Below are 25,231 nucleotides of genomic sequence, written 5' to 3'. Positions count from 1 at the left end.
TGTGGCATGAGCTTCGATGTCGCCGCCGTCCGCGGCCAGTTTCCGATCCTCTCCGAGATCATTGACGGGCTGCCCGTCCACTATCTCGACAATGGCGCCTCGGCCCAGACGCCGCTCACTGTGATCGACGCGGTGCGAAAATATGAGACGACCGGCCGCGCCAACGTGCTGCGCGGCGTGCATCGGCTGGCCGAACGCGCCACAGAGTCCTACGAGAACGCGCGCGCCCAGGTCGCGTCGTTCCTCGGCGTCCCAACCATGGAGATCGTCTTCACGGGTGGCTGCACGGCGGCGATCAATCTCGTGGCCTATTCCTACGGCGCGTTGCTGAAGCCCGGTGATCGCATCCTGCTGTCGGAGCTCGAGCACCATTCCAACATCGTGCCGTGGCAGCTGCTGCGGTCGCGTTCGGGCATCGAACTCGACATGCTGCCCGTCACGACCGACGGCCGCATCGATCTCACCGCGCTGCCGCGCCTGCTGACGCCCAGGACAAAGCTGGTCTCGCTGGCGCATGTCTCGAACGTCACGGGCGCGCTGCTCGACGTGCGCGCCGTCGTCGAAGCCGCCCAGTCGGTCGGAGCGAAGGTCATGCTCGACGGCGCCCAGCGCGCGCCGCACGGGCCGCTCGACCTGCCGTCGCTCGGCATCGATTTCTACGCCTTCGCCGGCCACAAGGCCTACGGGCCAAACGGCATCGGCGCACTGTGGGGCCGACCCGAACTGATGGACGCCATGCCGCCATTCATGGGCGGCGGTTCGATGATCGGGCGAGTGACACTCGCCGAGACCACGTGGGCGCCGTCGCCACGCCGCTTCGAGGCGGGGACGCCTCCGATCGGTCCGGCGATCGGCCTTGGCGCCGCCTGCGCCTGGATGCAGGCGCTCGACTGGGCGGGGGCACACGATCATGAGATGGCGCTGGTGCAACGCCTGATGGATGGCCTGCAGAAGATCGACGGCACGCAGCTCTTCGGGCCGTCGAGCCTGCAGAACCGCTACCCGGTCGTGTCGTTCATGCTGGACGGTGTTCACCCGCACGACGTGGCGCAGACGCTCGATTCGTTCGGCGTCGCCGTGCGCGCCGGCCATCACTGCGCGCAGCCGCTGATGGACCGTTTCGACCTCGACGGCACGACGCGCGTCTCGATGGCGCCGTACAATGACAACAGCGACATCGACGCCCTGCTGGCCGGCGTCGCGCACGCCGCGAAGACGCTGCGATGAGCGACCAGATCTACCAGGAGCGGATCGTCGCGCTCGCCAAGACGAAGACCGGTGCGGGAAAGCTCGAGAACCCAACCAGGACGGCGCGACGCGACAACCCGCTCTGTGGCGATCGCGTCATCCTCGACGTGCGCCTCGACGGAGAAGGGCGCATTGCCGAGATCGGCCACCAGGTGCGCGGCTGTCTCCTGTGCCAGGCCTCGGCCTCCGCGCTCTCCGCCGTCGCCATCGGCCGCGACGCCGCCGGCATCGCCGAGCTGCGCCATGACGCCGACCGTGCGCTGGGCCGGGAGCCCGGCGAGACGCACGAGCCGTTCGACGCCTTCGCCCCCGTCGCCGCGCACAAGTCGCGACAGGAGTGCGTGTTGCTGCCATTGGAAGCCCTGAAGGACGCGCTTTCCTAGGTCATGTCGTCCTAGTGCAGCGAAGGACCTGACAGAGCGACCGAAGCGCTGTGTTGCTGGCGCGAGATCCTTCGCTGCGCTCAGGATGACAAGAATGCTCAGTGCCACCCCGTAGTTTCGTCGCGCCGCCGCCGCGTTCGTGTCACAGTCGCTGGTCACGGTGCGCGAGCATCGACCGGGAGAGACCATGCGCATTTTGTTGAACGTCGTGGCCCTGGTGGGTCTTCTTGCGTTCCCAAGCTTCGCCTTTGCCCAGGACCTCGCGCTTAAGAGGGTCATGCTGTCGTCCGGCGGGCTCGGCTACTTCGAGTACGAGGCGAGCGTCGAAGGCGACGCGACCTTGAAGCTCACCGTGTCGCTGGGTCAGGTCGACGACGTGCTGAAGAGCCTCGTCGTTTATGACGACAAGGGCAGCGTGGGCGGACTGAGCCTGCCGGGGCGCGAACCGCTGGCGCAGGCGTTCAAGGATCTTCCGTTCGACCAGAATTCGCTGGGTTCGCCGGCCGAGCTCCTGCAGACCCTGAAGGGCGCACAGGTCACGGTCGGCGGCAGCCGCTCGATCTCCGGCCGCATCGTGTCGGTTGAGGAGGACAGCGTCGCGCTGCCCGACAACAAGGGCATGGTGAAGCGCACGCGGGTCACGCTCTACACCGATCGTGGCCTGCAGCAGTTCATTCTTGAAGATGCCGAGAACCTGCAGTTCACCGATGCCGCCTTGCGCGACAAGGTCGGTCAGGCGCTGGTCGCCATCCAGGGCAACCGAGCCAAGGACGCGCGCACCATCGACCTCTCGATGCGCGGGCAGGGCAAGCGCACGGTGCGCGTCGCCTACATCGTCGAGGCGCCGGTTTGGAAGGCCTCCTACCGCCTGACCCTCGGCGCGGACCCGGCCGCCGCTCGCTCAGGCCTGCAGGGCTGGGCCGTCGTCGAGAATCTGAGCGGCCAGGACTGGAAGGACGTCGAACTGACTCTCGTATCGGGCAGGCCGGTGGCGTTCCACCAGGCCCTCTACAACGCCTATTACGTGACCCGTCCCGAAGTGCCGGTCGAGATCGCCGGTCGCCTGATGCCGGGCATCGATCGCGGCGGCGTCACAGCCGACCAGCAGCGTGCCAAATCCTCGCCGCCGATGCCGGCGCCCGCGCCGTATCGCGCGCAGCAGGAGCGTTCGGTCGGGGCGCCTGCCATGGCGCCGCCTCCGCCGCCGCCTGCCGAGATGGCCGCGGCTGCCGAACAGATCGAGGCGAGCGATGCCGCCACGCAGGTGATCTTCAAGTTCCCGCGCGCCGTCAGCGTCGAGAACGGCCGCACCCTGTCGATCCCGATCGTCGATCGCCAGGTACCGGCGGCGCGGCTCGCGCTCTATCAGGCCGACACCGCCGCGCGCAACCCGCTGGCCGCGATCCGCCTGACCAACGATGGCGAGTCAGGCCTGCCGCCGGGCATCATCACCCTCTATGAGCGCGACAAGGGAGGCTACGTCTCCTATGTCGGCGACGCGCGCCTCTCGGGCTTCCCGCTCGGCGAGACGCGCCTGCTGGCCTATGCGCTCGACGAGAAGATCATCATCGAGCGCGACGTGGCGCAGACCGATCGGGTGGCATCGGGCACCATCGCCAACGGTGCGCTCCGCCTGTCGCGGGTCGTGCGCCAGACGACGGTCTATCGCGTGCGTGGCCCGGCCAAGGAGCCTCGCCAGCTCGTCGTCGTGCAACGGCGCCTGCCGGGCTGGACCTTGACCAAGCCGGAGGCGAAGGACGTCGAGCTCAGCGAAGGTAACTATCGCATCCCGTTCCAGCTTCCGGGCGGCGATCAGACACAGACCTTCGAGGTGGTGCAGGAGCAGACGCAGCAGCAGGAAATCCGGCTGGTCGAAAGCGCCGCCGAGCAGATCCGCGTCTATGCTCAGGCGCGCGAGTTCGACGCGAAGACGCGCGAGCAGCTCACCCGCGTGCTGCAGCTCCAGCAGGCCGCGGCGGAAGGCCAGCGCAAGGTCCAGCAGGTCGATGCCGAACGTCAGGCGATCGTCCAGGAACAGGCCCGTCTGCGTGAGAACCTGGCGCGCGTGCCGGCCAACAGCGATCTCCAGCGCCGCTATCTCGCGACGCTCGACAAGCAGGAGACCGATCTGGAGGCGCTCGCCAGTCGCCGCGCCGAGGCCGAGAAGGTAGCCGAAGAGGCCCGTGCCGCGCTGCGCACTTATGTGAGTCAGCTCGGGTAGGCGTTCGGGGCTTTCGGCTAAGCGAAAGGTCCCTCACTTCGTTCGGGATGACAATATCGCTGGCGTTGGCGCAGTGCGTCGATGCAGAAACCGCTGTCATCCCGAGCGTAGCGAGGGACCCTTGAGCTGATCACCCCGCGCGCAGCGTCCTGACCGCGTCATCGCGGCGGAACAGGTAGAGGAGGGCGCGCAGCGCCGTGCCGCGCTCGGTCTGCAGGTCGGGATCGCGGGCGATCACCAGCCGGGCATCGTCGCGGGCGGCTTCGAGCAGCTCGTTGTGAACCGCGAGGTCGGCCAATCGCATGTCCGGTAGGCCGCTCTGGCGCGTGCCCAAAAGCTCACCGGCGCCGCGCAGCTTCAGATCCTCCTCGGCGATGCGGAAGCCGTCCTCGGTCTCGCGCATGATCGCCAGGCGCGACTTGGCGGTCTCGCCGAGCGGCATTGCGTAGAGCAGCAGGCAGGTCGACTTGGCGCTGCCGCGTCCCACCCGGCCGCGCAGCTGGTGGAGCTGGGCCAGCCCAAAGCGCTCGGCATGTTCGATCACCATCACCGTGGCGGCCGGCACGTCGACGCCGACCTCGATCACGGTGGTGGCCACGAGGATCGACAGGCGGCCATCGGCGAAGGCGGCCATCGTGGCCTCGCGCTCGGCCCCTTTCAGCCGGCCATGCAGCAGGCCGACCTTTCCGGGGAAGCGGTCGTTCAACAGCTGGAAGCGCTCGGTCACGTTGGCGAGGTCGATTTCCTCGGATTCCTCGATCAGCGGGCAGACCCAGTAGACGCGCGCGCCGGCCGCGATCTGCCGTCCGATGCCCTGAGCGACCTCGCCGAGTCGCTCGAGCGGGATGGTGCGCGTGTCGATCGGTTGGCGCCCCTTGGGCTTTTCCGTGAGCTTGGAAACGTCGAGATCGCCGTAGGCGGCGAGCATCAGCGTGCGCGGAATCGGCGTCGCGGTCATGACGAGCAGGTCGACGGCATGGCCCTTCGACGACAGCGCCATACGCTGATGGACGCCGAACCGGTGCTGCTCGTCGACCACGGCGAGCGCAAGGTCGGCGAATTCGACATCCTCCTGCACCAGCGCGTGCGTGCCGACCACGAGCTGGATCGTGCCGTCGGCCAGGCCCTGCAAGGTTTGCTTCTTCTGGCGCTGGCCATCACGGCCGGTCAGAAGCGCGATCTTCACGCCCGCCGCTTCGGCAAGAGGCGCGATGGTCGCGAAATGCTGGCGCGCCAGAAGCTCGGTCGGCGCCATCATCGCGGCCTGCGCGCCGGCCTCGACGCAGATCAGCATGGCGAGCAGGGCCACCAAGGTTTTGCCGCTGCCGACATCGCCCTGCAGCAGCCGCACCATGCGCTCTTCCTTGGCCAGGTCTTCGGCGATCTCGGCGATGGCCTGGGTCTGGCTGGCGGTCAGCTCGAAGCCCAGCGTGGCGAGGGCGGCCTCGCGCAGGCGGCCGTCGCCCTTTGTCGCGTGACCGGCCAGGGTGCGATTGTGATGGCGCACCAGCGCGATGGCGAGCTGGCTGGCCAGCAGCTCGTCGAAGGCCAGGCGCGCGCGGGCAGGGTGCGACGGCGAGAGATCGCCCAGCTCTTCGGGCGCGTGGACACGCGCAACGGCGGTCTTCCAGTCGCTCCAGCCCTGTTTCCGGTGAAAGGCGGGGTCCTGCCATTCAGGGAGTCCCGGCGCCCGCTCGACGGCGGCCGCAATGGCCTTCTGCACCGGCCTCTGGGTGAGCCCGGCCGTCAGGCCATAGAGGGGCTCGACCCGCAGGATCCCCTCGCGCTCTGTCAGGGGGACGACATGGTCGGGGTGCGTCATCTGCACCTCGCCCTGGTAGATTTCGACCTTGCCGCTCACCACCCGGGTCTCGCCCGGCGGCAGCAGCTTCTTGAGATAGTCCTCGCGACCGTTGAAGTAGGTGAGGCAGATCCGGCCGCTCTCCTCGCTGCACCAGATCTTGTAGGGCTGGCGCGGACTGTGCGGGACCATGTGTTCATCGACATTGACCGTCAGGGTCGCGACCTCGCCGCCGCGCGCCTGGGCCACGTCGGGCGCGTTCCGGCGGTCGATCACGGCGATGGGCAGGTGCCAGAGCAGGTCGACGACCAGCTTGCCTGCAAGTTTCTCCACGAGGGTGCCCAGCCGTGGCCCGATTCCGGGGAGCGACGTGACATGGGCAAAGAGGGGGGTGAGGGCTTGCGGGCGCATCGTTGGCTGGATCGGGGGGCTGCGTGACTTCGCCATCGCCGCCGCCTATATGCTACGCCCCTTTTGGGTCCGGGACTGGGGAAAACATGGTTGGCGAGACGGATCTGGAGACGCGGCGGAAGCGCCTGCTCTACCGCAGCACCTATCGCGGCAACAAGGAGAACGACATCCTCCTTGGGCAGTTCGCGCGCGCGCACCTCGGGGAATTCGGCGCCGCCGAGCTCGACCAGTATGAGCGGCTGCTCTCGGTCGGCGACAACGACATCTATGACTGGGTCTCCGGCAAGGTGGAGGTTCCGCCAGACCAGGATTCGGTCGTGGTGCGCAAGCTGCTGGCGTTTCGCGTGAGGTTCTAGTGTCTCTGCCGTTCGTCAGCGCGCTGGCGGCCATCCCGCGCAAGGCCGTCAAATGGACCCTCGCCGGGCTGCCGGAAGGCGCCGATGCCCTCGTGCTGGCAGAGCTGGCACGCGCGACCGGCGGCGTGGACATTCTGCACGTGGCGCGCGACGGTCAGAGGCTCGAGCGCCTGCAGGACGGTCTCCGCTTCTTCAGCCCCGATCGTGAGGTGCTGGTGTTCCCTGCGTGGGATTGCCTGCCCTACGATCGCATGTCGCCACATGCCGACATCGTGGCCGAGCGTCTGGAGACGCTGAGCCGGCTGGCCGCGCCGAAGGCGCCCGGCGCACCGGCGCGGATCATCCTCGCCTCGGTCGGCGCCGCGCTGCAGCGCGTGCCGCCCAGGAGCCTCTATAGCGAGGCGGCGACGATCCTGCGGAAGGGGCAGACGGTCGACGTGGGCTGGCTGACCAAGTTCCTGGGCGAGAACGGCTATGGCCGGTCGGAGACGGTGATGGAGCCGGGCGAGTTCGCCGTGCGCGGCGGCCTGTTCGATCTCTTCCCGCCGGGCACCAAGGAGCCCCTGCGGCTCGACCTGTTCGGCGACACGCTGGAGGCCATCCGCTCCTTCGATCCGATGAGCCAGCTTTCGACCGGCACGCGAGACGAGGTTGTGCTGCTGCCGGTTAGCGAAGTCCTGCTGACACCCCAGAGCATCGAGCGTTTCCGCAGCGGCTATCGCGAGCTGTTCGGCAACGTCTCGGGTGACGACCTGCTCTACGAAGCGGTCTCAGCCGGCCAGCGCCATGTCGGTGTCGAACACTGGTTGCCGCTATTCCACGATCACATGGAGACGCTGCTCGATTACTGTCCCGGCGCGGTCGTCACGGCCGATCACGAGGCCGCGGAAGCCTTCGGCGCGCGCTACGAGCTGATCGCCGACTACTACGACGCCCGCCAGAAGACCGGCGCCAAGGGCGGCATGACCGGCGGCGCGGATTACAAGCCGCTGCCGCCCGACCGGCTCTATCTGAAGCCCTCCGAGTGGGAGCGGCTGCTCGACGGCCGTCCCGTCGCCAAGTTCTCGAGCTTCGATTCGGCGCCCGGCGCGGTCAACACGATCGATCTCAGTGGCCGCCGCCACGAGGGCTTCGCCCAGGCGCGCACGGCGCAGGGCGTAAACCTGTTCGACAAGGTGGCGGAGCATGTGAAGGCGGCCAACGACGCCGGCCGTCGCATCGTGGTCGCGGGCTACACCGACGGATCGACGACCCGCCTGCAGCACCTGCTGCAGGAGCATGGCGCCACCACGCCGGTGCTCGCCGCCGACTTCGCCATGGTCCAGGCCCTGCCGGCCGGCGTCGTCGCCGTCGTGATCTGGCCGCTGGAGCACGGGTTCGTGCTCGACGGGCTGGAGGTGATCGGCGAGGAGGACATTCTCGGCGATCGCCTGTCGCGGCCGGCCAAGAAGCGCCGCCCGTCGGAGCGCTTCATTGCCGAGGCCTCGGCGTTGAGCGACGGCGATCTCGTGGTGCATCGCGAGCATGGCGTCGGGCGTTACGAGGGGCTCGTGACGCTGGAGATCCATCACGCGCGCCACGACTGCCTACGGCTCACCTATGAAGGCGGCGACAAGCTCTTCGTGCCGGTCGAGAACATCGACGTGCTGAGCCGCTACGGCGCGGGCGAGGAGGGCGCCGTGCTCGACCGTCTGGGCGGGGTCGCCTGGCAGTCGCGCAAGGCCCGGCTGAAGCAGCGTATCGCCGACATGGCCGACCGCCTGATCCAGATCGCCGCCGAGCGCGCGGTCCGGCGCGGCGAGACGCTCAGCCCGCCCGAGGGCCTCTACGAGGAATTCTGCGCGCGCTTCCCCTATGCCGAGACCGACGACCAGCTGCAGGCGATCTCCGACGTGATGGACGATCTGTCCTCGGGCAAGCCGATGGACCGGCTGGTCTGCGGCGATGTCGGCTTCGGCAAGACCGAAGTGGCGCTGCGCGCGGCCTTCGTCGCGGCGATGTCGGGCAAGCAGGTGGCGGTGATCGGCCCGACGACCCTTCTGGCCCGCCAGCATCACCGCACCTTCGTCGAGCGCTTCCAGGGTATGCCGGTCAACATCGGCCGCCTGTCGCGCCTGGTCACGGCCAAGGAAGCCAAGTCCACCAAGGAAGGGCTGAAGGACGGCACCGTCAACATCGTCTGCGGCACACATGCGCTGCTGGCCAAGAGCATCGAGTTCAAGGATCTGGGCCTGCTGATCGTGGACGAGGAGCAGCATTTCGGCGTCGGCCACAAGGAGCGGCTGAAGGAGCTGCGCGCCGACGTCCATGTGCTGACGCTGACGGCGACGCCGATCCCGCGCACCTTGCAGCTCGCGCTGACCGGCGTGCGCGACATGAGCCTGATCGCCACGCCGCCGGTCGATCGCCTGGCCGTCCGCACCTTCATCACGCCGTTCGACGGCGTCACGATCCGCGAGGCACTGCTGCGCGAGCAGTATCGCGGCGGGCAGACCTTCTATGTCTGTCCGAGGGTCGAGGACCTGGCGTCGGTCGCCGCGGAGATCCGCGAGTTGGTGCCCGAGATCAGGCTCGGCATGGCGCACGGCAAGCTGTCGCCGACCACCATCGAGAACACGATGCAGGATTTCGTCGAGGGCAAGTTCGACGTGCTGCTCTCGACGAACATCGTGGAAAGCGGACTCGATATCCGCAACGCCAACACGATGATCATCCATCGTGCCGACATGTTTGGACTGGCCCAGCTCTACCAGCTGCGCGGCCGGGTCGGGCGCGGCAAGACGCGGGCCTATGCCTATCTTACGGTGCCGCCGGGGCGGGCGCTGAACGAGTCGGCGGCCAAGCGGCTCGAGGTGATGCAGACCCTCGACACGCTGGGTGCGGGCTTCCAGCTCGCGAGCCACGATCTCGACATCCGCGGCGCCGGCAATCTCCTGGGCGACGAGCAGTCGGGCCATATCCGCGAAGTCGGCATCGAGCTCTACCAGCAGCTCCTGGAAGAGGCGGTGGCGGTAGCACGCGGTCGCTCGCAGGAAGCCGAGAAGTCGGAATGGTCGCCCCAGATCAATCTCGGCATCCCGGTGCTGATCCCCGAGGAATACGTGCCCGACCTCTCGGTCCGCATGGGCCTCTACCGGCGCCTGGGCGGCCTCACCAACCAGGGCGAGATCGATTCCTTTGCCGCCGAGCTGGTCGACCGGTTCGGGCGCATGCCCGTTGAGGCAGAGTTCCTGCTGAACACCGTGTCGCTCAAGCTGCTGTGCCGCGCCGCCCATGTCGAGAAGATCGATGCCGGCGAGAAGGCCGTGGTCTTCAGCTTCCACGACAACAAGTTCGAGCGGCCCGACCGCCTGATCGGCTGGATCCAGAAGAATGCGCCGTTGGTGAAACTCAGGCCGGACCACCGCGTGATCGTGCAGCGCGTCTGGAAGGAAGAGCGGCAGCGGCTTTCGGGCGTGACGTCGATCGTTTCTTCGCTGGCGAAGCTCGCCGCTTAAGCGGCGGCTTCTTCGGCTTCGGCTTCATGAGCGACTTGGCCGCACGCCGGGCGCAGCGCAACAGCCAGTCGCTGAGCCGAGGATCGCCCGAGGCGCGCGCCAGGGTGACGGCGCCGACCGCAAGGATGGCCACGGCCGTCGCATCGGCATCGAGCGAGCGCTTCTTTCCGCGCGCCAGTTCGGCAATCACGCCATGGAGCACGTTGGCGTAAGCGAGCCGCGCCGCCAGCGGCGCGCGCGCCACGTCGCCCGCGAGCGAGGCGAGGGCGCAGTTCTGTGCGGTAGCGGCCAGGTTTTCCCTATCGAGATACTCGTCGAGCACGGAGCTGGCCTTTTCGGCCGCGCGCAGCCGGGGCAGAAGCCCGTGTCCCATCCTGACGATCTCGGCGAACAGAGCGTCCTTCGAGGTGAAATGCGCATAGAAAGCGCCGCGCGTCAGCCCGGCCGCCAGCATGATGTCGTCGATGTTGGTACCGGCATGGCCGCGCAACCGGAACAGCCGCGCCGCGTGCTCGACGATCTCGGCCCGGATGGCGGCCTTTCGGGTGGCGCTGATGGTCATGGTATGTCGATTATCATATCATATGTTGATTGACATACGAAAGGTCATACGCTGGGAGCGCGCCGCTGCAGTGGCGCGATCATGTGGGCGCCAAAAAAAGACGCGCCACTTCAGCGCGGGGGATTACCCCGCGCGCAGTGGCGCGCCCCCGGCAAAGAAAAGAGGAGGTTGCTTAGGCTGTCGACTGCGCCGCGCTGGTGGCGGCATCGCGTTCGGCGAGGTTGAAGACCTCGACGAAGGCGGGCGGCGGCTGGGCGCCGGAGACGGCGTATTTGCGGTTCACGATGAAGCAGGGCACGCCGTTGATGCCAAGGCGGCGGGCGTAGACGTCGGAGGCGACGACTTCCTGGCGGCCTTCGTCACCCGCAAGGAAGGCGCGGGTAAGGTCTTCCTCGATGCCGGCGCGGACGGCGCATTCGACCAGTGTGTCGAGGTCGCCGATGTCGAGACCTTCCTCGAAATAGGCCTTGAACAGTTCGGCCACGACCTCGTCCTGACGCTCGCTGCGGGCGCTCCAGTGCACGAGGCGATGCGACAGCACGGTGTTGGGCGTGCGCTTGATGCGCGAGAACTGGAAGTCGATGCCGGCCTCACGGCCGCTCTCGGCGATCGCCTGGTAGATCTGGCGCGGCCGGTCGCCGCCGCCGAACTTGGCGCGGACATAGTCGTCCCGCGTCATGCCCTCGGCCGGCATGTCGGGATTGAGCTGGAACGGGCGCCAGGCGACGGCGACGTCGGTGCGGCCGCTCTGCTCCAGCGCGCGCTCGAAGCGGCGCTTGCCGATGTAGCACCAGGGACAGATCGTATCGGAGACGATGTCGACGTAGATCATGGGCCGACTTTATGCCTTTCCAGCCAGTGCAGGAAGAGGCCGGCAGCGGCTGCCACCGCCAGGGCGACCGTGGTCAGCCAGGCGGCGCTGGGCCAGCCGCCCCAGGCCACCAGGGCGCCGGTGATCGGGGGCCCGAGAAGCCCGCCGATGTTGGAGCCCTGCATCAGCAGGCCAGTCGAGGCGCCGGCCAGTTCGCGTCGCGGCGCATGGATCGGAATGGCGGTGAATAGCGCACCCGGCACGACGCCGATCACCGCCGAATAGAGGCCGGCCAGTACCAGCCGCGCGAGGTCCGGCACGCCGTTCACGAAGATGCCGGCGGCGCACAGGCTCATCGACAGGGTGGCGCCCACGATCACCGTGACCCGCGGCACGCGGCGGTGCAGCAGCCAGCCGGCCCCGAGATTGCCGGTCACGTTCAGGATGGCGACCGCGGCCGTGACGATGGCGGCCGTCGAGGTGGAATAGCCCAGCCGTTCGATCAGGAGCGTGGGCAGGAAGCCGATGATGGCGAACCAGCAGCAGGCATAGGCGCCGAAACAGAGCGCGATGGCGAGCGGGCCGCCGCTGGTGGCGACTTCCTTCATCTCCGCGAGGACCGGACGGCGCGCAACCGGCAAGGGGTCGAGCTCGCGTCGCGGGACGGCGCGCAGGAAGAGCGCGAGAGCCATCAGCGCGGCCGCCCCGGCCGCGACCAGCCAGACGGTCCGCCAGGAGGTGCCGGGCAAGACGATGGCCGCGATCACCATCATCGTGCCGGAGCCCGCAGGCATATAGGTGCTCCAGATCGCCATCGCGAGGCGCTGGTCACTGGGGCGCGTAATTCGCAGCAGCAGGGTCGGCACGGCCACGACGACCGTGATGAACCCGAGCCCTTCGAGGACGCGGCCGATCAGCAGCGCTTCGACATTCGGCGCGAAGGCGCCGGCGAAGCTTGCCGCACCGGCCAGCAGCGTGCCGAAGATCGCAAGCCGCCGGTGACCGACGCGATCGGCCGTCAGCGCGATCGCCATGCCGCCCAGCGCCGTCATCAGGTTGATGACCGACAATAGCCAGCCCGCCTGCTCGAGGGTCGCGCCGAGATCCGCGCGGATCGAGGGGAGGGCGGGTGGCGCCTTGCCGACCTGGAAGGCCGCGACCATGCCAGCCGCGACCAGCAGGGCGGCCAGCGGCCACGGCGTACGGGTTGGCGTCAGTACTGCACCCGCGAAGTGATGGCGCCGTCGACCACCATGTTGATGCCAGTGATGAACGAGGCGGGCGCGCCGGACAGGAACACGACGGCGTTGGCCACTTCCTGCGGCGTGCCCATGCGGCCTGTCGGATTGCGCGCCAGCGAGCGCTTGTAGCGTTCGCTGGCGGCGTCGCGCTGGCGGCCCCAGGTGTTGCCGTCCTCGAGGATCGTGCCCGGCGAGACCATGTTCACGCGCACGCCCTTGGGCGCCAGCTCGATCGCCATCGACTTGACCATGGGCACCAGCGCCGCCTTCACCGAACGGTAGGGTTGGGTCGGGCCCGCGACCTCGACCAACGAGGTCGTGCCGATGATGGTGAGGGTGGCGCCGTGGCCGCGCGCTTCGAGATGGGGCCGGACGTTCAGCACGGCGTTGACCGTGGCGACCAGGTCGACCTCGATCGCCTTGCGCCAGCCCTCGACCGTGTTGTCGGTGCCGAGGGCGCTCACATTGGCGACGAAATGATCGATGCCGCCCGCGGCCGCGAAGCCGTCGATCCAGGCCTTGAGCGCGCCATTGTCGGTGACGTCGAGCGCCGTTCCGGTGGCGCGGCCCTGCTGTGCCTGCCATTCCGCCTCGCGCTCCTTCACCAGAGCCGCATCGCGGGCGCAGAAGCCGACGACAGCGCCTTCGGCCAGGAAGGTGTCGACGATGGCGCGGCCGATGCTCTTGGTGCCGCCGGTCACCATCACGCGCTTGCCTTTGAGACCGAGGTCCATGTTTCCTCCAAACGGGTCGCTCGCCTATAAGGCCGGCATGAAACAGTGGAGCGTCCGGCATGTCCAAGCGATTCGACCTTAGCGGCAAAGTGGCCCTGGTTACCGGCGCCTCGTCGGGCCTCGGCGTTCACTTCGCGCGCACGCTGGCCGGAGCGGGCGCTTCGGTGGCGATCGCGGCGCGGCGTGCCGACCGGCTGGCCTCTCTGCAGGCGGAACTGCAGCAGGGCGGCGCCAAGGCACTGGCCGTCGATCTCGACGTGCAGTCGGCGGAGTCGATCGCCGCGGCCTTCGACAAGGTCGAAGCCACGCTGGGACCGGTCGACATCCTGGTGAACAATGCCGGTATCTCGATCGTGAAGCCGGCGCTCGACATGCCCGAAGCCGACTGGGATTCGGTCGTCGACACCAACCTGCGCGGCGCCTGGCTGATGACGCAGACCGCGGGCAAGCGCTGGGTGGCGGCCAAGCGTCCGGGCTCTATCGTCAACATCGCCTCGATCCTGGGCCTGCGCACGATCGGCCAGGTGGCGCCCTACAATGCCTCGAAGGCGGGACTTATCCATCTCACGCGGGCGCTCGCCATGGAGTGGGCGCGCTACCAGATCCGCGTCAACGCGATCTGCCCCGGCTACATCGAGACCGAGATGAACGGCGATTTCTGGAAGACGCCCGGCGGCCAACGCCTGATCGACCGCATTCCGCAGCGCCGCATCGGCCAGCCGGAGCATCTCGACGGCGCGCTGCTGCTGCTCGCGTCGGAAGCGGGCGCATTCATGACCGGCAGCATCATCACCGTCGACGGCGGCCACACGGTGAGTTCGTTGTAGCTACAGGTCGTCCTGAGCGAAGCGAAGGACCTGGCCGTCCGTTCGAAGGAACCCTGGCCAACGCGAGATCCTTCGGCTCGCTCAGGATGGCTATGGAAGATCACCACCCGTTGATGCGGTCGTAGACGTCGACCACGGACCGGCCGCCATCGAGGTCGCTGTCGACGACGTAGTAGCGGTCGTAGGCGGCCGCGGTGATGCAGGCGTGGTTGGGCAGGATGCGGACGCGCGCGCCGACCGGCAGGTTGCCGTAGGGCAGCGGATCGTCGGCGGCGACGAAGCCGTGTTCCTGCGAACACTCGATCACGGCCATGCCGACGGCGGGCGGATCGGCGATGGTGCCGTAGCCGACCTTGGGCTGGAACTCCTGCGCGCTGATGTCCTTGGAGAGCGCCAGTGCGCCGGCATCGACCAGCAGCTGGTTGCGGTGCGGATAGTGACCGATCACCGAGGCCAGAACGGAGAGCGCAATGTCTCCGGCGCAGCAGGCGCCGATATATTCCTGGTCGAGGTCGTTGAAGACATAGACGCCCGGCCGCATCTCGGTGATGCCGGTGAAGTCGCGCGAATGGATCGCCGTCGGTGTCGAACCACCCGAGACGATGGGGCAGGGAATGCCGGCTTCGCGCAGCTTTTCGGCCGCGGTCACGATGGCGAGGCGCTCCTGCTCGGCGACGCCCGCGATGCCGTCGGGTGTGCTCTGGTGATAGGAGTGGCCGGCATGGGTCATGACACCCGCGAGGTCGACGCCAGGCGCTTCGTGCAGGACGCGAGCAATGTCGAGCAGGCCGGGCAAAGCGGGGTAAGGTAGCCCCGCGCGGCCGCCGCCGCTGTCGATCTCGATGAACACCGAAAAGGTATCGCCGTCCGTTGCCGCCGCGGCGATGGCCTTGGCGACCGAAAGATTGTCGGTGACTACGCGCAGGTTCACGCCGCGCCGGCGGAGCTCAGTCACGGTGCCGAGCTTGGACGGTATGACGCCGACGCCGTAGAGGATGTCCTTGAAGCCGCCGTCGGCGAAGTAGCGTGCCTCGGCCAGGGTCGAGACCGTGATCCGGCCGTCATGGCCCTCGACGGCCATGCGGCCGATCTCGACCGACTTCGCGGTCTTGAGGTGCGGGCGCAGCATGACGCCTGCATGACGCAGGCGCTCGCTCATGCGCTTGAGGTTGCGGCGCAGGATCGCCCGGTCGAGAATGAGCGCGGGAGTCGGCAGGTCGTCGATTGTCTGTGTAGCCATGGTGACGATTCTAGCATGCCGATCGAAAACGAGCGCAAGTTTGTCCTGAACGAGCAGGCCACGGGCCTGGAAGCGGAGCTTGGCGCCATGCCGGGTGTTGCGCGTCACCTGCTGCGACAGGCCTATCTCGACGCACCGGGCCTGCGCATCCGCTCGCTCGAAGGCGACGGCAAGACCGACCACGTCTTCACCTACAAACGCACGATCAACGGCCAGGTTGTCGAGATCGAGACGGGCCTCAGCGCCATCGACTTCGCGCGGCTGTGGACCCAGCGCAAGGAGACGCTGCTAAAGGTCCGCTATTCGTGGCCCGAGGGCCGATATCACTGGGACGTCGATTTCTTCAAGCGCGACGACGGCTCGACCTACTTCGCGATGGCCGAAGTCGAGATGCCGGAGGAGCAGAGCGAGCCGCCGCCGCTGCCGGACTTCCTCGCGAAGCAGCTCCTGATGATCGCGCCCGCCCTCGACCCGCGCTTCACGTCGAAGCGCATCGCCGACCAGGCACACGCCAAGAAGCTGCTTGCTGAGATCAGGGCGAACGGCGGGATCGTCTAGCCTCACTGGAGCGCGCCACTGGGGTGGCGCGCTCCAGTGAGACTTTCAGCCCTTCCGTGGCCTGATCCGCGGCAGGGTAACCAGCGGCCACGGGTCGGGGAACTGGCCGACGGGGCAGTCGATCAGGAGGGGGGCGCCCTTGGCGATGCCGCGCGAAATGGCGGCGCCCAGCTCGTCGGGCGAGCCGACGCGTACCGCATCGACGCCGAAGCTCTCGGCCAGCTTCACGAAGTCGGGGTTGCGCAGATCGGTGGCGATGGTGCGGTTGTTGAAGGACTGCTGCTGGATGCGCCGCACATTGCCGAAGGCGCCGTCGCTGAACACGACGGCCACGACGCCGATCCCGTGCTGGGCCGCCGTAGCCATCTCCATGGCGGTGAACATGAAGCCGCCGTCGCCGCTGATCGACAGGACTGCCGTATCAGGCCGGGCGACCTTGGCGCCCAGCGCGGTGGCGTAGCCCCAGCCCAGAGTGCCCTGGTAGCCGGGCGACAGGAAGGTGCGCGGCTTGTAGGTCGGCCAGGCGAAGCGGGCCGCATAGCCCATCTGTGTCAGCTCATCGACCAGGATGCCGTCGTCCGGCAGTGCCTTGCGCATCGCTTCGAGGTAGGCGATCTGCGGCGCCAGCGTCTCGTGGATCTTCCTGGTGGCCGCCGCCTTGATCCCGGCGACATGCTCGGCCCGGCCGCTGTGCTTGCGCGCATGCTTTTCCAAGTACTCGGCCAGCAGCTTCAGGGTCGCCGTGGCGTCGCCGACGATGCCGATCTCGGGCTTGCGATGACGGTCGAGTTCCTCGCTGTCGGCGTCGATACGAACGATCTTCAGCGTATCGTCGAGGCCCCAGTTCTGCTGCTGCGGCTGCAGGCGCGTGCCGACCGCGAGCACCACGTCGGCCTCGCCCCAGAAGCGGTAGCCGGCCGGCGCGGTGATCGAGAGGCGATGGCGTCCGTCGATCACGCCCTGGCCCATGCGGCCGGTCATCACCGGCGCGTCCAGCAGCTCGGCAATGCGCTGAACGTATTCGCCCGCGCCCTGCGCGCCGCCGCCCACCACGATCATGGGATGCTCGGCGTCACCCAGGAGCTTTGCGGCGCGTTCGACGGCTTCCTCGTCGACCGGGCAGGGATCTGCCGTGGCCGCCGAGCCGATCAGCTCGACCGGTGCGCGCCGCGCCCAGGTGTCCATGGCGCATTCGAGCGCGACCGGGCGGCGGCGGCCTGAGAGTAGACGGCGGAAGGCCTCGTTCACCAGGCCCGGCGCTGCCGTAGGCGAGGGGATGCGGTCGGCCCACTTGGTGAGGCCGCGCATGATGGCGAGCTGGTCGGGCAATTCGTGCAACAGGCCGACATTGCGGCCGATCATCGACTGCTGGATCTGGCCCGTCAGCGCCAGTACCGGCGCATTGACCGCGTAGGCCGTCGCCAGTGCGGCCGTGGTGTTGAGGAAGCCGGGGCCCGGCACCACGACGTAGGCCGAGGGCTTCCCGGTCGCCATCGCATAGCCCAACGCCATGTAGGCGCAGGCCTGCTCGTGGCGCGCATGGATGGGCCGGAGGGCGTTGGTGCGGTCGTAGAGCGCGTCGAAGAACGGATCGTTCTGAACGCCGGGGAGACAGAACAGGGTGTCGATGCCGTTCACTTCCAGCATCGACAGGACGGTCTGGGCGGTGTTGAGGGTCTGCATGGCCCTCAGTGTACACGCCCGCGGGTTTGCGCGCGCTAGTCGACGCGGGCGCCGGAGGCCTTGATGATCGGCGCGAGGCGAGCCTCCTCGGCGTCGCGATAGGCCAGGGTGTCGGCCGGCGTGCGCCAGATCGCGACCGAGGCATGTTCGAGGAACTTGGCCTTGAGATCCTCGCTCTCAAGCGCCTTCTTCGACACCTCCGACAGCCGCGTGACGATGTCGGGCGGCAGCTTCGCGGGGCCGGTAAGGGTGGTCCAGGAGCTGATGTCAAAGCCCGGCAGGGTTTCCGCGATGGTTGGCACGTCCGGCAGGACCGGGGAGCGCTTCGCGGAGGTAACGGCGAGGGCGCGCACCTTGCCGGACCGCGCCTGGCCCAGTGCACTGGGAATGTTGTCGAACATCATGTTGATCTGTCCGGCCAGCAGGTCCTGCATTGCCGGCGCGCCTCCGCGATAGGGGACATGCACCATGTCGACCTTGGCCATGATCTTGAACAGCTCTCCCGATAGATGGAGCGTCGTACCCGACCCGGCCGAGCCGTAGGAATACTTGCCCGGGTTCTTGCGCAGCAATTCGATCAGTTCCGGGACCGACTTCGCCGGCAGGTCGAGATTGACCACGAGCAGGTTGGGAAGTTCCCAGATCGTGGTGACGAAAGTGAAGTCGGTCTTCGCGTTGAAGGGCAGCTTGGCGTAGAGCGAAGGTGAGATGGCATGGCTTGAGATGCCACCGAGGCCCAGCGTGTAGCCATCGGGCGCCGACTGGGCCAGCGCGTCCATGCCGACATTACCGCCGGAGCCACCCTTGTTCTCGACGATCCACTGCTGGCCAGTCAGTTCCGTCATCTTGGCGCAGAAGATCCGGGAGAGGGTGTCGGTGCCACCGCCGGCCGGAAAAGGGTTGATATAGCGGATGGGCTTGTTCGGATAGGTCCCCTGGGCGGAAACGATTGCCGGGGCGGCGAGAGTCGCTGCGGCTAGTCCGCCCACGACGGTGCGGCGCCCGATCGGACGCATCTTGAGTGTCATCATTGGTTTCCTCCCTTGATTGACGCCGGGACGGTGCCAAAAAAGGCCGTCGGCGTCGATGGGGTGGTCTTGAAACCGCCGCGCGAATGGCAGAGAAGTCCTGACATTGGGGATTTTCGCCTGTCGGGTGCGAATGGCTGTGGGGCCATACGCACTTGCAAGAGGGACGGTCATGTGGGGTTTTAAGCGTGGGGCCGCCTTGCGCCTCGTCGCACGCGGCGCCGTGATGGCGGCGGTGTGTGCCGTCGTCGTGACTTCCGCTGCGGCTCAGCCGAAGCCTGTCGCGCCGCCTCCCGCGAAGACGACGCCATCGCAGAGCCAGCCGCAGCAACCGCCAGCGGCGGCAAAGAAGCCGGCCGAACCGCCGGAGGCGGACGTCTGCTACGGCGTAACCGGCGCCGACGCCCCGACGAAGGTCGCAGCCTGCACGGAAGCCATCAACAAGGGACTCTTGAGTGGTGGTCCCCTGGCGCTGGCCTACCTGCACCGCGGCATGTCGGTTAGCGGCCCCGACGCCGACAAGCGATCCAGGGCCGACTTCCGAACGGCGATCCGCATGTACAACGATGCCATCATGGCGCAGCCGCTCAACCCGCACCTCTACATGCAGCGCGGCGTCGTGCATCAGACGATCGGCGAAGCCGACCGTGCGATCATCGATTACAGCGACGCGATCCGTCTTGCGCCGCGCGAGACCCTGCCGCTGATCAATCGCGGCGTCGTGCTCTACCTGCGCAAGGACAACAACGAGGGCGCGATCGCCGACTTCAACGCGGCGCTCAAGATCAACCCGAAAGAAATCAGCGCCTGGACCAATCGTGGCATCGTCTATCGCCGCAAGGGCGACCTGAATCAGGCGATCTCCGACTTCTCCACGGCGATCAAGCTGCTGCCCGAGAAGATCGAACCGGTGTCGTTCTCCGTCTTGCACGACACCATCACCGGCCAGCTCGACAGGTCTCCGCAACAGGAGGCCAACCGTCTGGCGTTGCAGGCGGCGTTCGCCTACCTTCAGCGCGGCCTCGCCTGGTACGACAAGAGCGACTACGACAAGGCGATCGCCGACTTCTCGGAGTCGATTCGCCTCAATCCGCGCGACCCGGCGCCTTATGTCGGCCGTGGCGCATCCTATATGCAAAAGAGCGACGTGAAGCAGGCGATTGCCGACTTCAGCGAGAGCATCAAGCTGAAGCCGGGGCAGGCTTTCGCGCACATGCAGCGCGGCATCGCCTATCATCGCATCGGCGATTCCGACAGTGCGCTCGAGGACTACACAATTGCCCATGAGTTGACGCCCCGGGATCCCGGCCCGCTCGTCAACCGCGGCATCGTCTACTACACGAAGAAGGGCAAGTTCGAGGAGGCGGTGGCCGACTTCGACCAAGCCCTCAAGCTCAATCCGAAGGAAATCAACGCCCTGATCAACCGCGGCGTTACTTGGCGCCAGAGGAACGATCCCGACCGCGCCATCGTCGATTTCAACGAGGCGGTGCGGCTTGGCCTGCAGACGTCCAACATCCTGAAGCTGACGCAGAAGGACAAGGACGGAAAGAAGGACCCTGCGGTGGCGCAGACCGCCGACCAGGTGGCCAACGCCTATTACCAGCGCGGCATGGCGCTGATCGACAAGCAGGAATACGAGGCCTCGGTCAAAGACTTCGAATCTGCGCTGGAAATCAACGAGAAGGAGCCTCGCGCCTATCTCGGCCGCGGTGCGGCTTACCTGAAGATGGACAAGGCAAAGGAGGCGGTTGCTGATCTCGATTACGCGATCAAGCTTGCCCCCGGAATGGCGTTTGCGTTCTTCGAGCGGGGCGCCGCCTACCACCGCATCGACGACTACGAAAATGCGATTAACGACTATACTTCGTCGATCGCGATCGATCCCAAGGAGCCGCTGGCCTACATCAACCGCGGGATGGCGAAGATTTTCTTGGACAGGCTCGACGAGGCCATCGCCGACTTCGACGCCGCGCTGCTGATCAGCCCCGACGACATCAACGCGCTGGTCCAGCGCGGCTTCGCCTACGGACTGAAGAAGAACTACCCGCAGGCGCTCTCCGATATCGACAATGCGCTGCGCCTGTCGCCGGGTAATCCGACGGCGCTTTACTATCGAGCGCAGGTCCTGGCGTTCCGCGGCGATATCGTCCGCGCGATCGAGGATTACACCCAGGCTCTGCGCATCGACCTCAAGAATCCGCGCATCTACGCCAGTCGCGCCAACCTCTACAGCAGCATCGGCGAATACGACAACGCGATCGAGGATCTGAACAACGCGATCAGGCTCAGGTCGCGCGACGCCAACCTGTTCCTCAACCGCGGCATCGCGCTGTTCAACAAGGGCGACTACGCCAAGGCCGCCTCCGACTACGACGAGGCGCTGGCGCTCGACCCGAAGATGATACCGGCACTCAACAACCGGTGCCTGACGCGAGCGGTGATGGGATCGAGCCTCGATGAGGCGCTTGCCGACTGCAAAGAGGTCCTCAAGATGGTCCCTGGCGACGTCTACGCCCATGACAATATCGGGTTGATCTATCTGAAGCAGAAGGAATACGACAAGGCGATCGCCGAGTACGATGCCTCGCTGAAGATCGATCCGCAGCGTGCGCGCGCTCTCTATGGGCGCGGCCTCGCACGGTCCCGCAAGGGCGAGAGCCCGGCCGGTATCGCCGACATGTCGGCGGCAAGCGGCATCCAGCCCAGCATCTCCAACGAGTTCACGAAGTACGGGCTGAACTGAGGCTTGCCTGGGACCGCTGAACGAGGCGACTGACCGGTGCGGCGCTTGCATCGGATGCGTCTCTTCATGCCAAGGTGTCTTCCGGCTTTAGCACCACCTCTGATCGTCCGTATTGAACCCGTCCTTGGTTCGGCCCTATGAAGGAAGAAGGAGCGGCGCGACTGCGTGCACTCCCAATTCTGAAGGGGGAAACGACATGTTCTTCAACGACTACATCGCGTCCACCGACCTCATCGCCATCGCCCTCGTGGTCATCTTCGGCCTGCTCGGGCTGGTGCGGCGCCAGCGGGTCTGGTTGATCGCGGCGACGATCGTGCTGGTAATCTGGGCCGTTATCCGCTTCGTCCGTCCGTTCTGACACTCCGCTGCGAACCGGCGATGAACCTGACTGTCGGCTCGATATCGAACAGCGGCTTCTAGGGGCGGTCTCTGAGGGCGGCCGGGGTGTCGGCGGTACTAATCGGCGACGGCGCCCGAATCCTTGACCGCCTTTCCCCATTTGGGCACGTCGCGCTGCAGGACTTCGGCGAGCCCGGCCTGCGACGAGGCCACGACTTCGAGGCCGATCTTCGCGAGACGTGCCTGCGTCTCGGGCTCGCGCAGGGTGGTCGCGATCTCCCGGTTGAGTCTGGCCGCAATGTCGGCCGGGATGCCGGGTGGGCCCATGATGGCGAGCCAGCTGTCGCCGTCGAAGGCGATGCCGCCCTCGGCGAAAGTCGGCACGTCGGGCAGGGCGGGCGAGCGCTTCGACGAGGCGACGCCCAGCGCGCGCACCTTGCCCGACTCGATATGCGGCAGTGCCGTGTTGGCACTCACCGAGGTGAGCTGCACTTCGCCCGACAGCAGCGCCTGCACCGCCGGCGCGCCGCCCTTGTAGGGCACGTGCACCATGTCGAGCCCGCCCGCGGCGGTGCGGAAAAGCTCGACGGTGAGGTGAGAGCCGTTGCCGGTGCCGGCCGACGAATAGGTGAGCTTGCCCGGCTGGCTCTTCACCAGCGCCACGAACTCCTGCGCCGTCTGTGCCGGTACCGACGGGTGGATCATGATCACTGTGGGGAAGGTGGCCGCCAGCATGATCGGGGTGAAGTCCTTGAAGACGTCGTAGGATAGCTTCGAGCCGTAGAGCGTCGGCGCGATCGCGTGGGTGCCGTTGTCGGCAACCAACAGCGTGTAGCCGTCGGGTGCACTCTTCGCCACGAGCGCGCTGCCGACGGTGCCTCCGGCGCCGGTGCGGTTCTCGACCACAACCTGCTGCCCGATCCGCTCGCCGAGCTTCTGCGCGAGGATTCGCGCAAACGTATCGGAGTTGCCGCCCGGCGCATGTGGCACGATCAGCCGGATGGTCTTCGACGGAAATCCCGCCGCCGTCTGTGCGGCGGCGGGCAAAGCGGCCGAAACGGCAAACGAGCCTAGAACTCCGAGCGCCTGACGACGGGTCGTGTGGGGCATCCTGCTTCCTTCCCGACTTTGCTTTTGCCCGGAGGCTAGCACGGTGCGGGAAAGAACGTCTCCCTACACGACGAGCAACCCGTCGGCGTTGGTCCGGATGGAGATGACCAGGTCCTGGAAGTCGTTATCGCCCCACCCCGACGGCAGGTCCTCGAAGCCCAGCGACATTTCGAGTCCGCCGGGTGACGTGCCCGACAGTACCTGGACCATGTCGCCCGGATTGAGCGTCGAGAAGGTGTGGAAGATCACGGCTCCGTCGAAGGCGCCGCGCGAGTCGCTGAACAGGACTGGCGGCAGACCGGCGTCGAGCGTGGCCGGATCGCCCGAGCCGGGGGCATGGAACGACAGATCGTCGGGCAGGGCACCGAAGCGGTTGTAGCCGTCCTGGATCATGAAGAAGCCCAGCCGCGTGTCCGCCGCGGGTGTGAGTTCCACGCTTCGTGTGTCCAGCGCCACGTTCAGCGTGTTGGCATACAGGATGTGGACGTCGCCCAGCGCGCCATTTGCCGTTACTTCGTAATAGCCGAACGCGTTGGCGAAGGCCGAGATCGCCGACTTGAAGTCGAGCGCGAAAGTGACGGAGCCGTCGCCTTCGAGATAGGCGTCGCTCACGACGCCGTTGATGTACGAAGAGTTGACCCGCACTCCCTCCTGCAGGGTCGGCAGGAAGTTCACGTAGGTTATCGTCGTGTGCGCGTCCGCGCCGATGCCGCGCGCCGCCGCGATGAAGTCGCCGGCCAGGACCTCCCCGTTCTTGAATTCGCCACCAAGCGTGACGGAGTTCGCGCCGGCGGTGAGCGTGGCGGAGGTGAAGTCGTCGTCGTATTCGATGCCGAGGCTCGAGCGGCCGACGAGCGACCGCAGCACATCGACCGAGTGCCCCGTTCCGAAGCCGCTGATCAAGTCACCCGACATGTCCGTCCAGGTGTCGCGCAGCGTAGCGTTCCCATCGCCGAATTCGATGTAATCGCGTCCCGCGCCCCCCTGCAGGATGTTGTTGCCGAGACCGCCCCGGAGCTGGTCGACCCCGGCGCCACCCAGGAGCAGGTCGTTGCCGTCACCGCCGTCGAGGAAGTCGCTGCCGTTCCCGCCGATAAGGGTGTCGTTGCCGGCTTCGCCCTGCAGGAAGTCGTTGCCGTCATTGCCGGTCAGCGTGTTGCCGAGAACGTTGCCTATGATGGTGTCGTTGCCGCTGCCGGCGATCAGGTGGCTGATCAGGGACCGCGTGTCGTCGCCGTATTGCAGCGCGTTGTAGACGTTTCCTTGGGCGATGAAGGGAGCGGGGCTCGGAAGCGCGAGGGCGGAATTCAGGTCGGCGAGCTGCTCGCGCGAGAAGGTGAGCCAGCGACCGGGGCGCAGGTCGTCATTCTGGTCTTCGTCGAAATTGCTGAGGTCGTACGTCGCGAGCGCGCCCTGCGTCCAGACGGTCGAAAAGATCTTGTTCTCCGCCGTCACGCCCGTATTCGGCGCCGGGTCGCCGTTGATGGACTGCTGTCCGGTGGTCTCGTCCCACTCGTAGAGCGATGTCGTGCCGACGTTGTCGAAATTCGCACCGTAATAGGCTTGCAGCGCCGCGATGTCGTACATCATGTAGCTCTGCGGCGCAGAGCCCAGGTGAGCTTCGGTCGCCGTACTCGTGTTGGCGCCGAAATAGCTCGCATAGGTCATGACGGAAAATTCGTTGTCGTTCGTATCCGCCGACAGCGCACCGTTGTAACTCGGATCGTGACCGTGCTTCAGGCCGAGCGCGTGCCCCATCTCGTGCATGATGGTGTTGAAATGGTCCGTTCCATAGAAGTCCTCGGGCGGCCGGCCATTGGCGCTGAGCCAGTTGTCGCCGGATTCGCGGGCGTCCTGGGAGGAGTAGGGGCCGGGGTTGGCGGGAAAGGCCGCTTGCGAACTGCCGTCGGTGAGTCCCGAGAAGCGCAACGTCGCATCGACGGCCGACGGCGAATCGGCCTCCTCGAACTTGAGTTTCGTGTACGAGGCGACGAGGTTCATTGCGGCAAGGGCTGCGGCCTCCTGTTCATCGCTGACCTCCTCGAACTTTTCGAGCAGCTCGGTGTCCGGATAGCCACCGGGAACGCCCCCGGTGAAATCCGTCACGTCGGTCGGGAAGGCGTACTTGATGACGGTCGCGGGCGTGTTGCCGCCTAGGGTGGTGACCCAGTGATAGTCCATCAAGAGGGCGCGGATGTTGGGATCGTCTATCCCGCTCGAGTCGAAGGCGCCGCCGAACAGGCCTCCCTTGGGCGTCGTGAGATCGGACGGCGGCGTGTCATTGTCGTCTTCCGGACCGTCGTCGGGTGCGCTGGCCATGTCGAAGCTACTCCTCGGGCAAACGTTTCAACTGCCTGGTTTTTTATGACCAAGTACCGTAGCGCCGAGCAACATCGATGATGGTTTGCGACCTTACCCTCGCTGCAGTGTGGGAG

The 25,231-nt window shown here is 66.8% G+C and carries 19 protein-coding genes; 9 read left to right on the top strand and 10 right to left on the bottom strand.

The window, feature by feature from the left end; genetic code table 11:
* Nucleotides 1-6 precede the first annotated feature (6 nt).
* The 3 genes from ACQY78_RS02695 (at nt 7) to ACQY78_RS02685 (ending at nt 3,852) form a co-directional block, all read left to right on the top strand.
* Nucleotides 7-1,227: an aminotransferase class V-fold PLP-dependent enzyme gene (locus ACQY78_RS02695; RefSeq protein WP_428682497.1), complete on the top strand. Its 1,221-nt coding sequence runs from the start codon at nt 7-9 to the stop codon at nt 1,225-1,227.
* Nucleotides 1,224-1,631, top strand: a complete 408-nt coding sequence (locus ACQY78_RS02690) for an iron-sulfur cluster assembly scaffold protein (RefSeq protein ID WP_428682495.1) — start codon at nt 1,224-1,226, stop codon at nt 1,629-1,631. Before ACQY78_RS02695 ends, ACQY78_RS02690 begins: the two co-directional genes overlap by 4 nt.
* A gap of 187 nt (nt 1,632-1,818) precedes the next feature.
* Nucleotides 1,819-3,852 (top strand): DUF4139 domain-containing protein, encoded by a 2,034-nt coding sequence (locus tag ACQY78_RS02685; protein WP_428682493.1) that lies wholly within the window; start codon nt 1,819-1,821, stop codon nt 3,850-3,852.
* Nucleotides 3,853-3,982: 130 nt separating this feature from the next.
* Here ACQY78_RS02685 and recG read toward each other — a convergent pair whose 3' ends face one another.
* Nucleotides 3,983-6,064: an ATP-dependent DNA helicase RecG gene (recG, locus tag ACQY78_RS02680; protein WP_428686319.1), complete on the bottom strand. Its 2,082-nt coding sequence runs from the start codon at nt 6,062-6,064 to the stop codon at nt 3,983-3,985.
* Nucleotides 6,065-6,150: 86 nt separating this feature from the next.
* Here recG and ACQY78_RS02675 point away from each other — a divergent pair, with 86 nt between their 5' ends.
* Together ACQY78_RS02675 and mfd are read left to right on the top strand one after the other, a co-directional pair.
* A complete protein-coding gene (locus ACQY78_RS02675; RefSeq protein WP_428682491.1) occupies nt 6,151-6,420 on the top strand; it encodes a succinate dehydrogenase assembly factor 2 in 270 nt (89 codons plus the stop codon).
* Nucleotides 6,420-9,917, top strand: a complete 3,498-nt coding sequence (gene mfd / locus ACQY78_RS02670; RefSeq protein WP_428682489.1) for a transcription-repair coupling factor — start codon at nt 6,420-6,422, stop codon at nt 9,915-9,917. The genes ACQY78_RS02675 and mfd overlap by 1 nt, the downstream gene beginning before the upstream one ends.
* Here the strand turns inward: mfd and ACQY78_RS02665 are convergent.
* The 4 genes from ACQY78_RS02665 to ACQY78_RS02650 form a co-directional block, all read right to left on the bottom strand.
* A complete protein-coding gene (locus tag ACQY78_RS02665; RefSeq protein WP_428682487.1) occupies nt 9,811-10,479 on the bottom strand; it encodes a TetR family transcriptional regulator in 669 nt (222 codons plus the stop codon). The genes mfd and ACQY78_RS02665 overlap by 107 nt on opposite strands.
* 172 nt (nt 10,480-10,651) lie before the next feature.
* Entirely contained in the window at nt 10,652-11,311 is a 660-nt protein-coding gene (locus ACQY78_RS02660; protein WP_428682485.1) for a DsbA family oxidoreductase, read from the bottom strand.
* Nucleotides 11,308-12,453, bottom strand: a complete 1,146-nt coding sequence (locus ACQY78_RS02655) for a CynX/NimT family MFS transporter (RefSeq protein WP_428682483.1) — start codon at nt 12,451-12,453, stop codon at nt 11,308-11,310. Before ACQY78_RS02655 ends, ACQY78_RS02660 begins: the two co-directional genes overlap by 4 nt.
* 50 nt (nt 12,454-12,503) lie before the next feature.
* Complete coding sequence (locus tag ACQY78_RS02650; protein ID WP_428682481.1) at nt 12,504-13,265, bottom strand: SDR family NAD(P)-dependent oxidoreductase; 762 nt, start codon at nt 13,263-13,265, stop codon at nt 12,504-12,506.
* Between the two features lie 59 nt (nt 13,266-13,324).
* Between ACQY78_RS02650 and ACQY78_RS02645 the strand changes: the two genes are divergently transcribed.
* Nucleotides 13,325-14,092 (top strand): SDR family NAD(P)-dependent oxidoreductase, encoded by a 768-nt coding sequence (locus ACQY78_RS02645; protein WP_428682479.1) that lies wholly within the window; start codon nt 13,325-13,327, stop codon nt 14,090-14,092.
* 100 nt (nt 14,093-14,192) lie between these two features.
* On the opposite strand, the gene ACQY78_RS02640 is transcribed toward ACQY78_RS02645, so the two are convergent.
* Entirely contained in the window at nt 14,193-15,332 is a 1,140-nt protein-coding gene (locus ACQY78_RS02640) for an alanine racemase (RefSeq protein WP_428682477.1), read from the bottom strand.
* Nucleotides 15,333-15,347: 15 nt separating this feature from the next.
* Between ACQY78_RS02640 and ACQY78_RS02635 the strand changes: the two genes are divergently transcribed.
* Nucleotides 15,348-15,890, top strand: a complete 543-nt coding sequence (locus ACQY78_RS02635; RefSeq protein WP_428682475.1) for a hypothetical protein — start codon at nt 15,348-15,350, stop codon at nt 15,888-15,890.
* A gap of 45 nt (nt 15,891-15,935) precedes the next feature.
* On the opposite strand, the gene ACQY78_RS02630 is transcribed toward ACQY78_RS02635, so the two are convergent.
* A complete protein-coding gene (locus ACQY78_RS02630) occupies nt 15,936-17,573 on the bottom strand; it encodes a thiamine pyrophosphate-dependent enzyme (protein WP_428682473.1) in 1,638 nt (545 codons plus the stop codon).
* 35 nt (nt 17,574-17,608) lie between these two features.
* The gene (locus ACQY78_RS02625) at nt 17,609-18,604 is read right to left on the bottom strand and encodes a Bug family tripartite tricarboxylate transporter substrate binding protein (RefSeq protein WP_428682471.1); all 996 of its coding nucleotides are present in this window, start codon (nt 18,602-18,604) and stop codon (nt 17,609-17,611) included.
* Nucleotides 18,605-18,707: 103 nt separating this feature from the next.
* On the opposite strand from ACQY78_RS02625, the gene ACQY78_RS02620 reads away from it, so the two are divergent.
* Nucleotides 18,708-21,347 carry a tetratricopeptide repeat protein gene (locus ACQY78_RS02620; RefSeq protein WP_428682469.1) on the top strand — a complete coding sequence of 880 codons (2,640 nt, stop codon included), beginning with the start codon at nt 18,708-18,710 and terminating at the stop codon, nt 21,345-21,347.
* Nucleotides 21,348-21,543: 196 nt separating this feature from the next.
* Complete coding sequence (locus ACQY78_RS02615) at nt 21,544-21,705, top strand: hypothetical protein (RefSeq protein WP_428682467.1); 162 nt, start codon at nt 21,544-21,546, stop codon at nt 21,703-21,705.
* Between the two features lie 98 nt (nt 21,706-21,803).
* On the opposite strand, the gene ACQY78_RS02610 is transcribed toward ACQY78_RS02615, so the two are convergent.
* Nucleotides 21,804-22,796 (bottom strand): Bug family tripartite tricarboxylate transporter substrate binding protein, encoded by a 993-nt coding sequence (locus ACQY78_RS02610; RefSeq protein ID WP_428682465.1) that lies wholly within the window; start codon nt 22,794-22,796, stop codon nt 21,804-21,806.
* Between the two features lie 63 nt (nt 22,797-22,859).
* A complete protein-coding gene (locus ACQY78_RS02605; RefSeq protein ID WP_428682463.1) occupies nt 22,860-25,115 on the bottom strand; it encodes a DUF4114 domain-containing protein in 2,256 nt (751 codons plus the stop codon).
* Nucleotides 25,116-25,231 lie beyond the last annotated feature (116 nt).

This window comes from Reyranella sp., assembly GCF_965279625.1.
In the GTDB taxonomy this organism is placed as follows: domain Bacteria; phylum Pseudomonadota; class Alphaproteobacteria; order Reyranellales; family Reyranellaceae; genus Reyranella.
The sequence above is the reverse complement of the archived record's forward strand: the minus strand, read 5'-3'. Positions and strand labels throughout refer to the sequence as shown.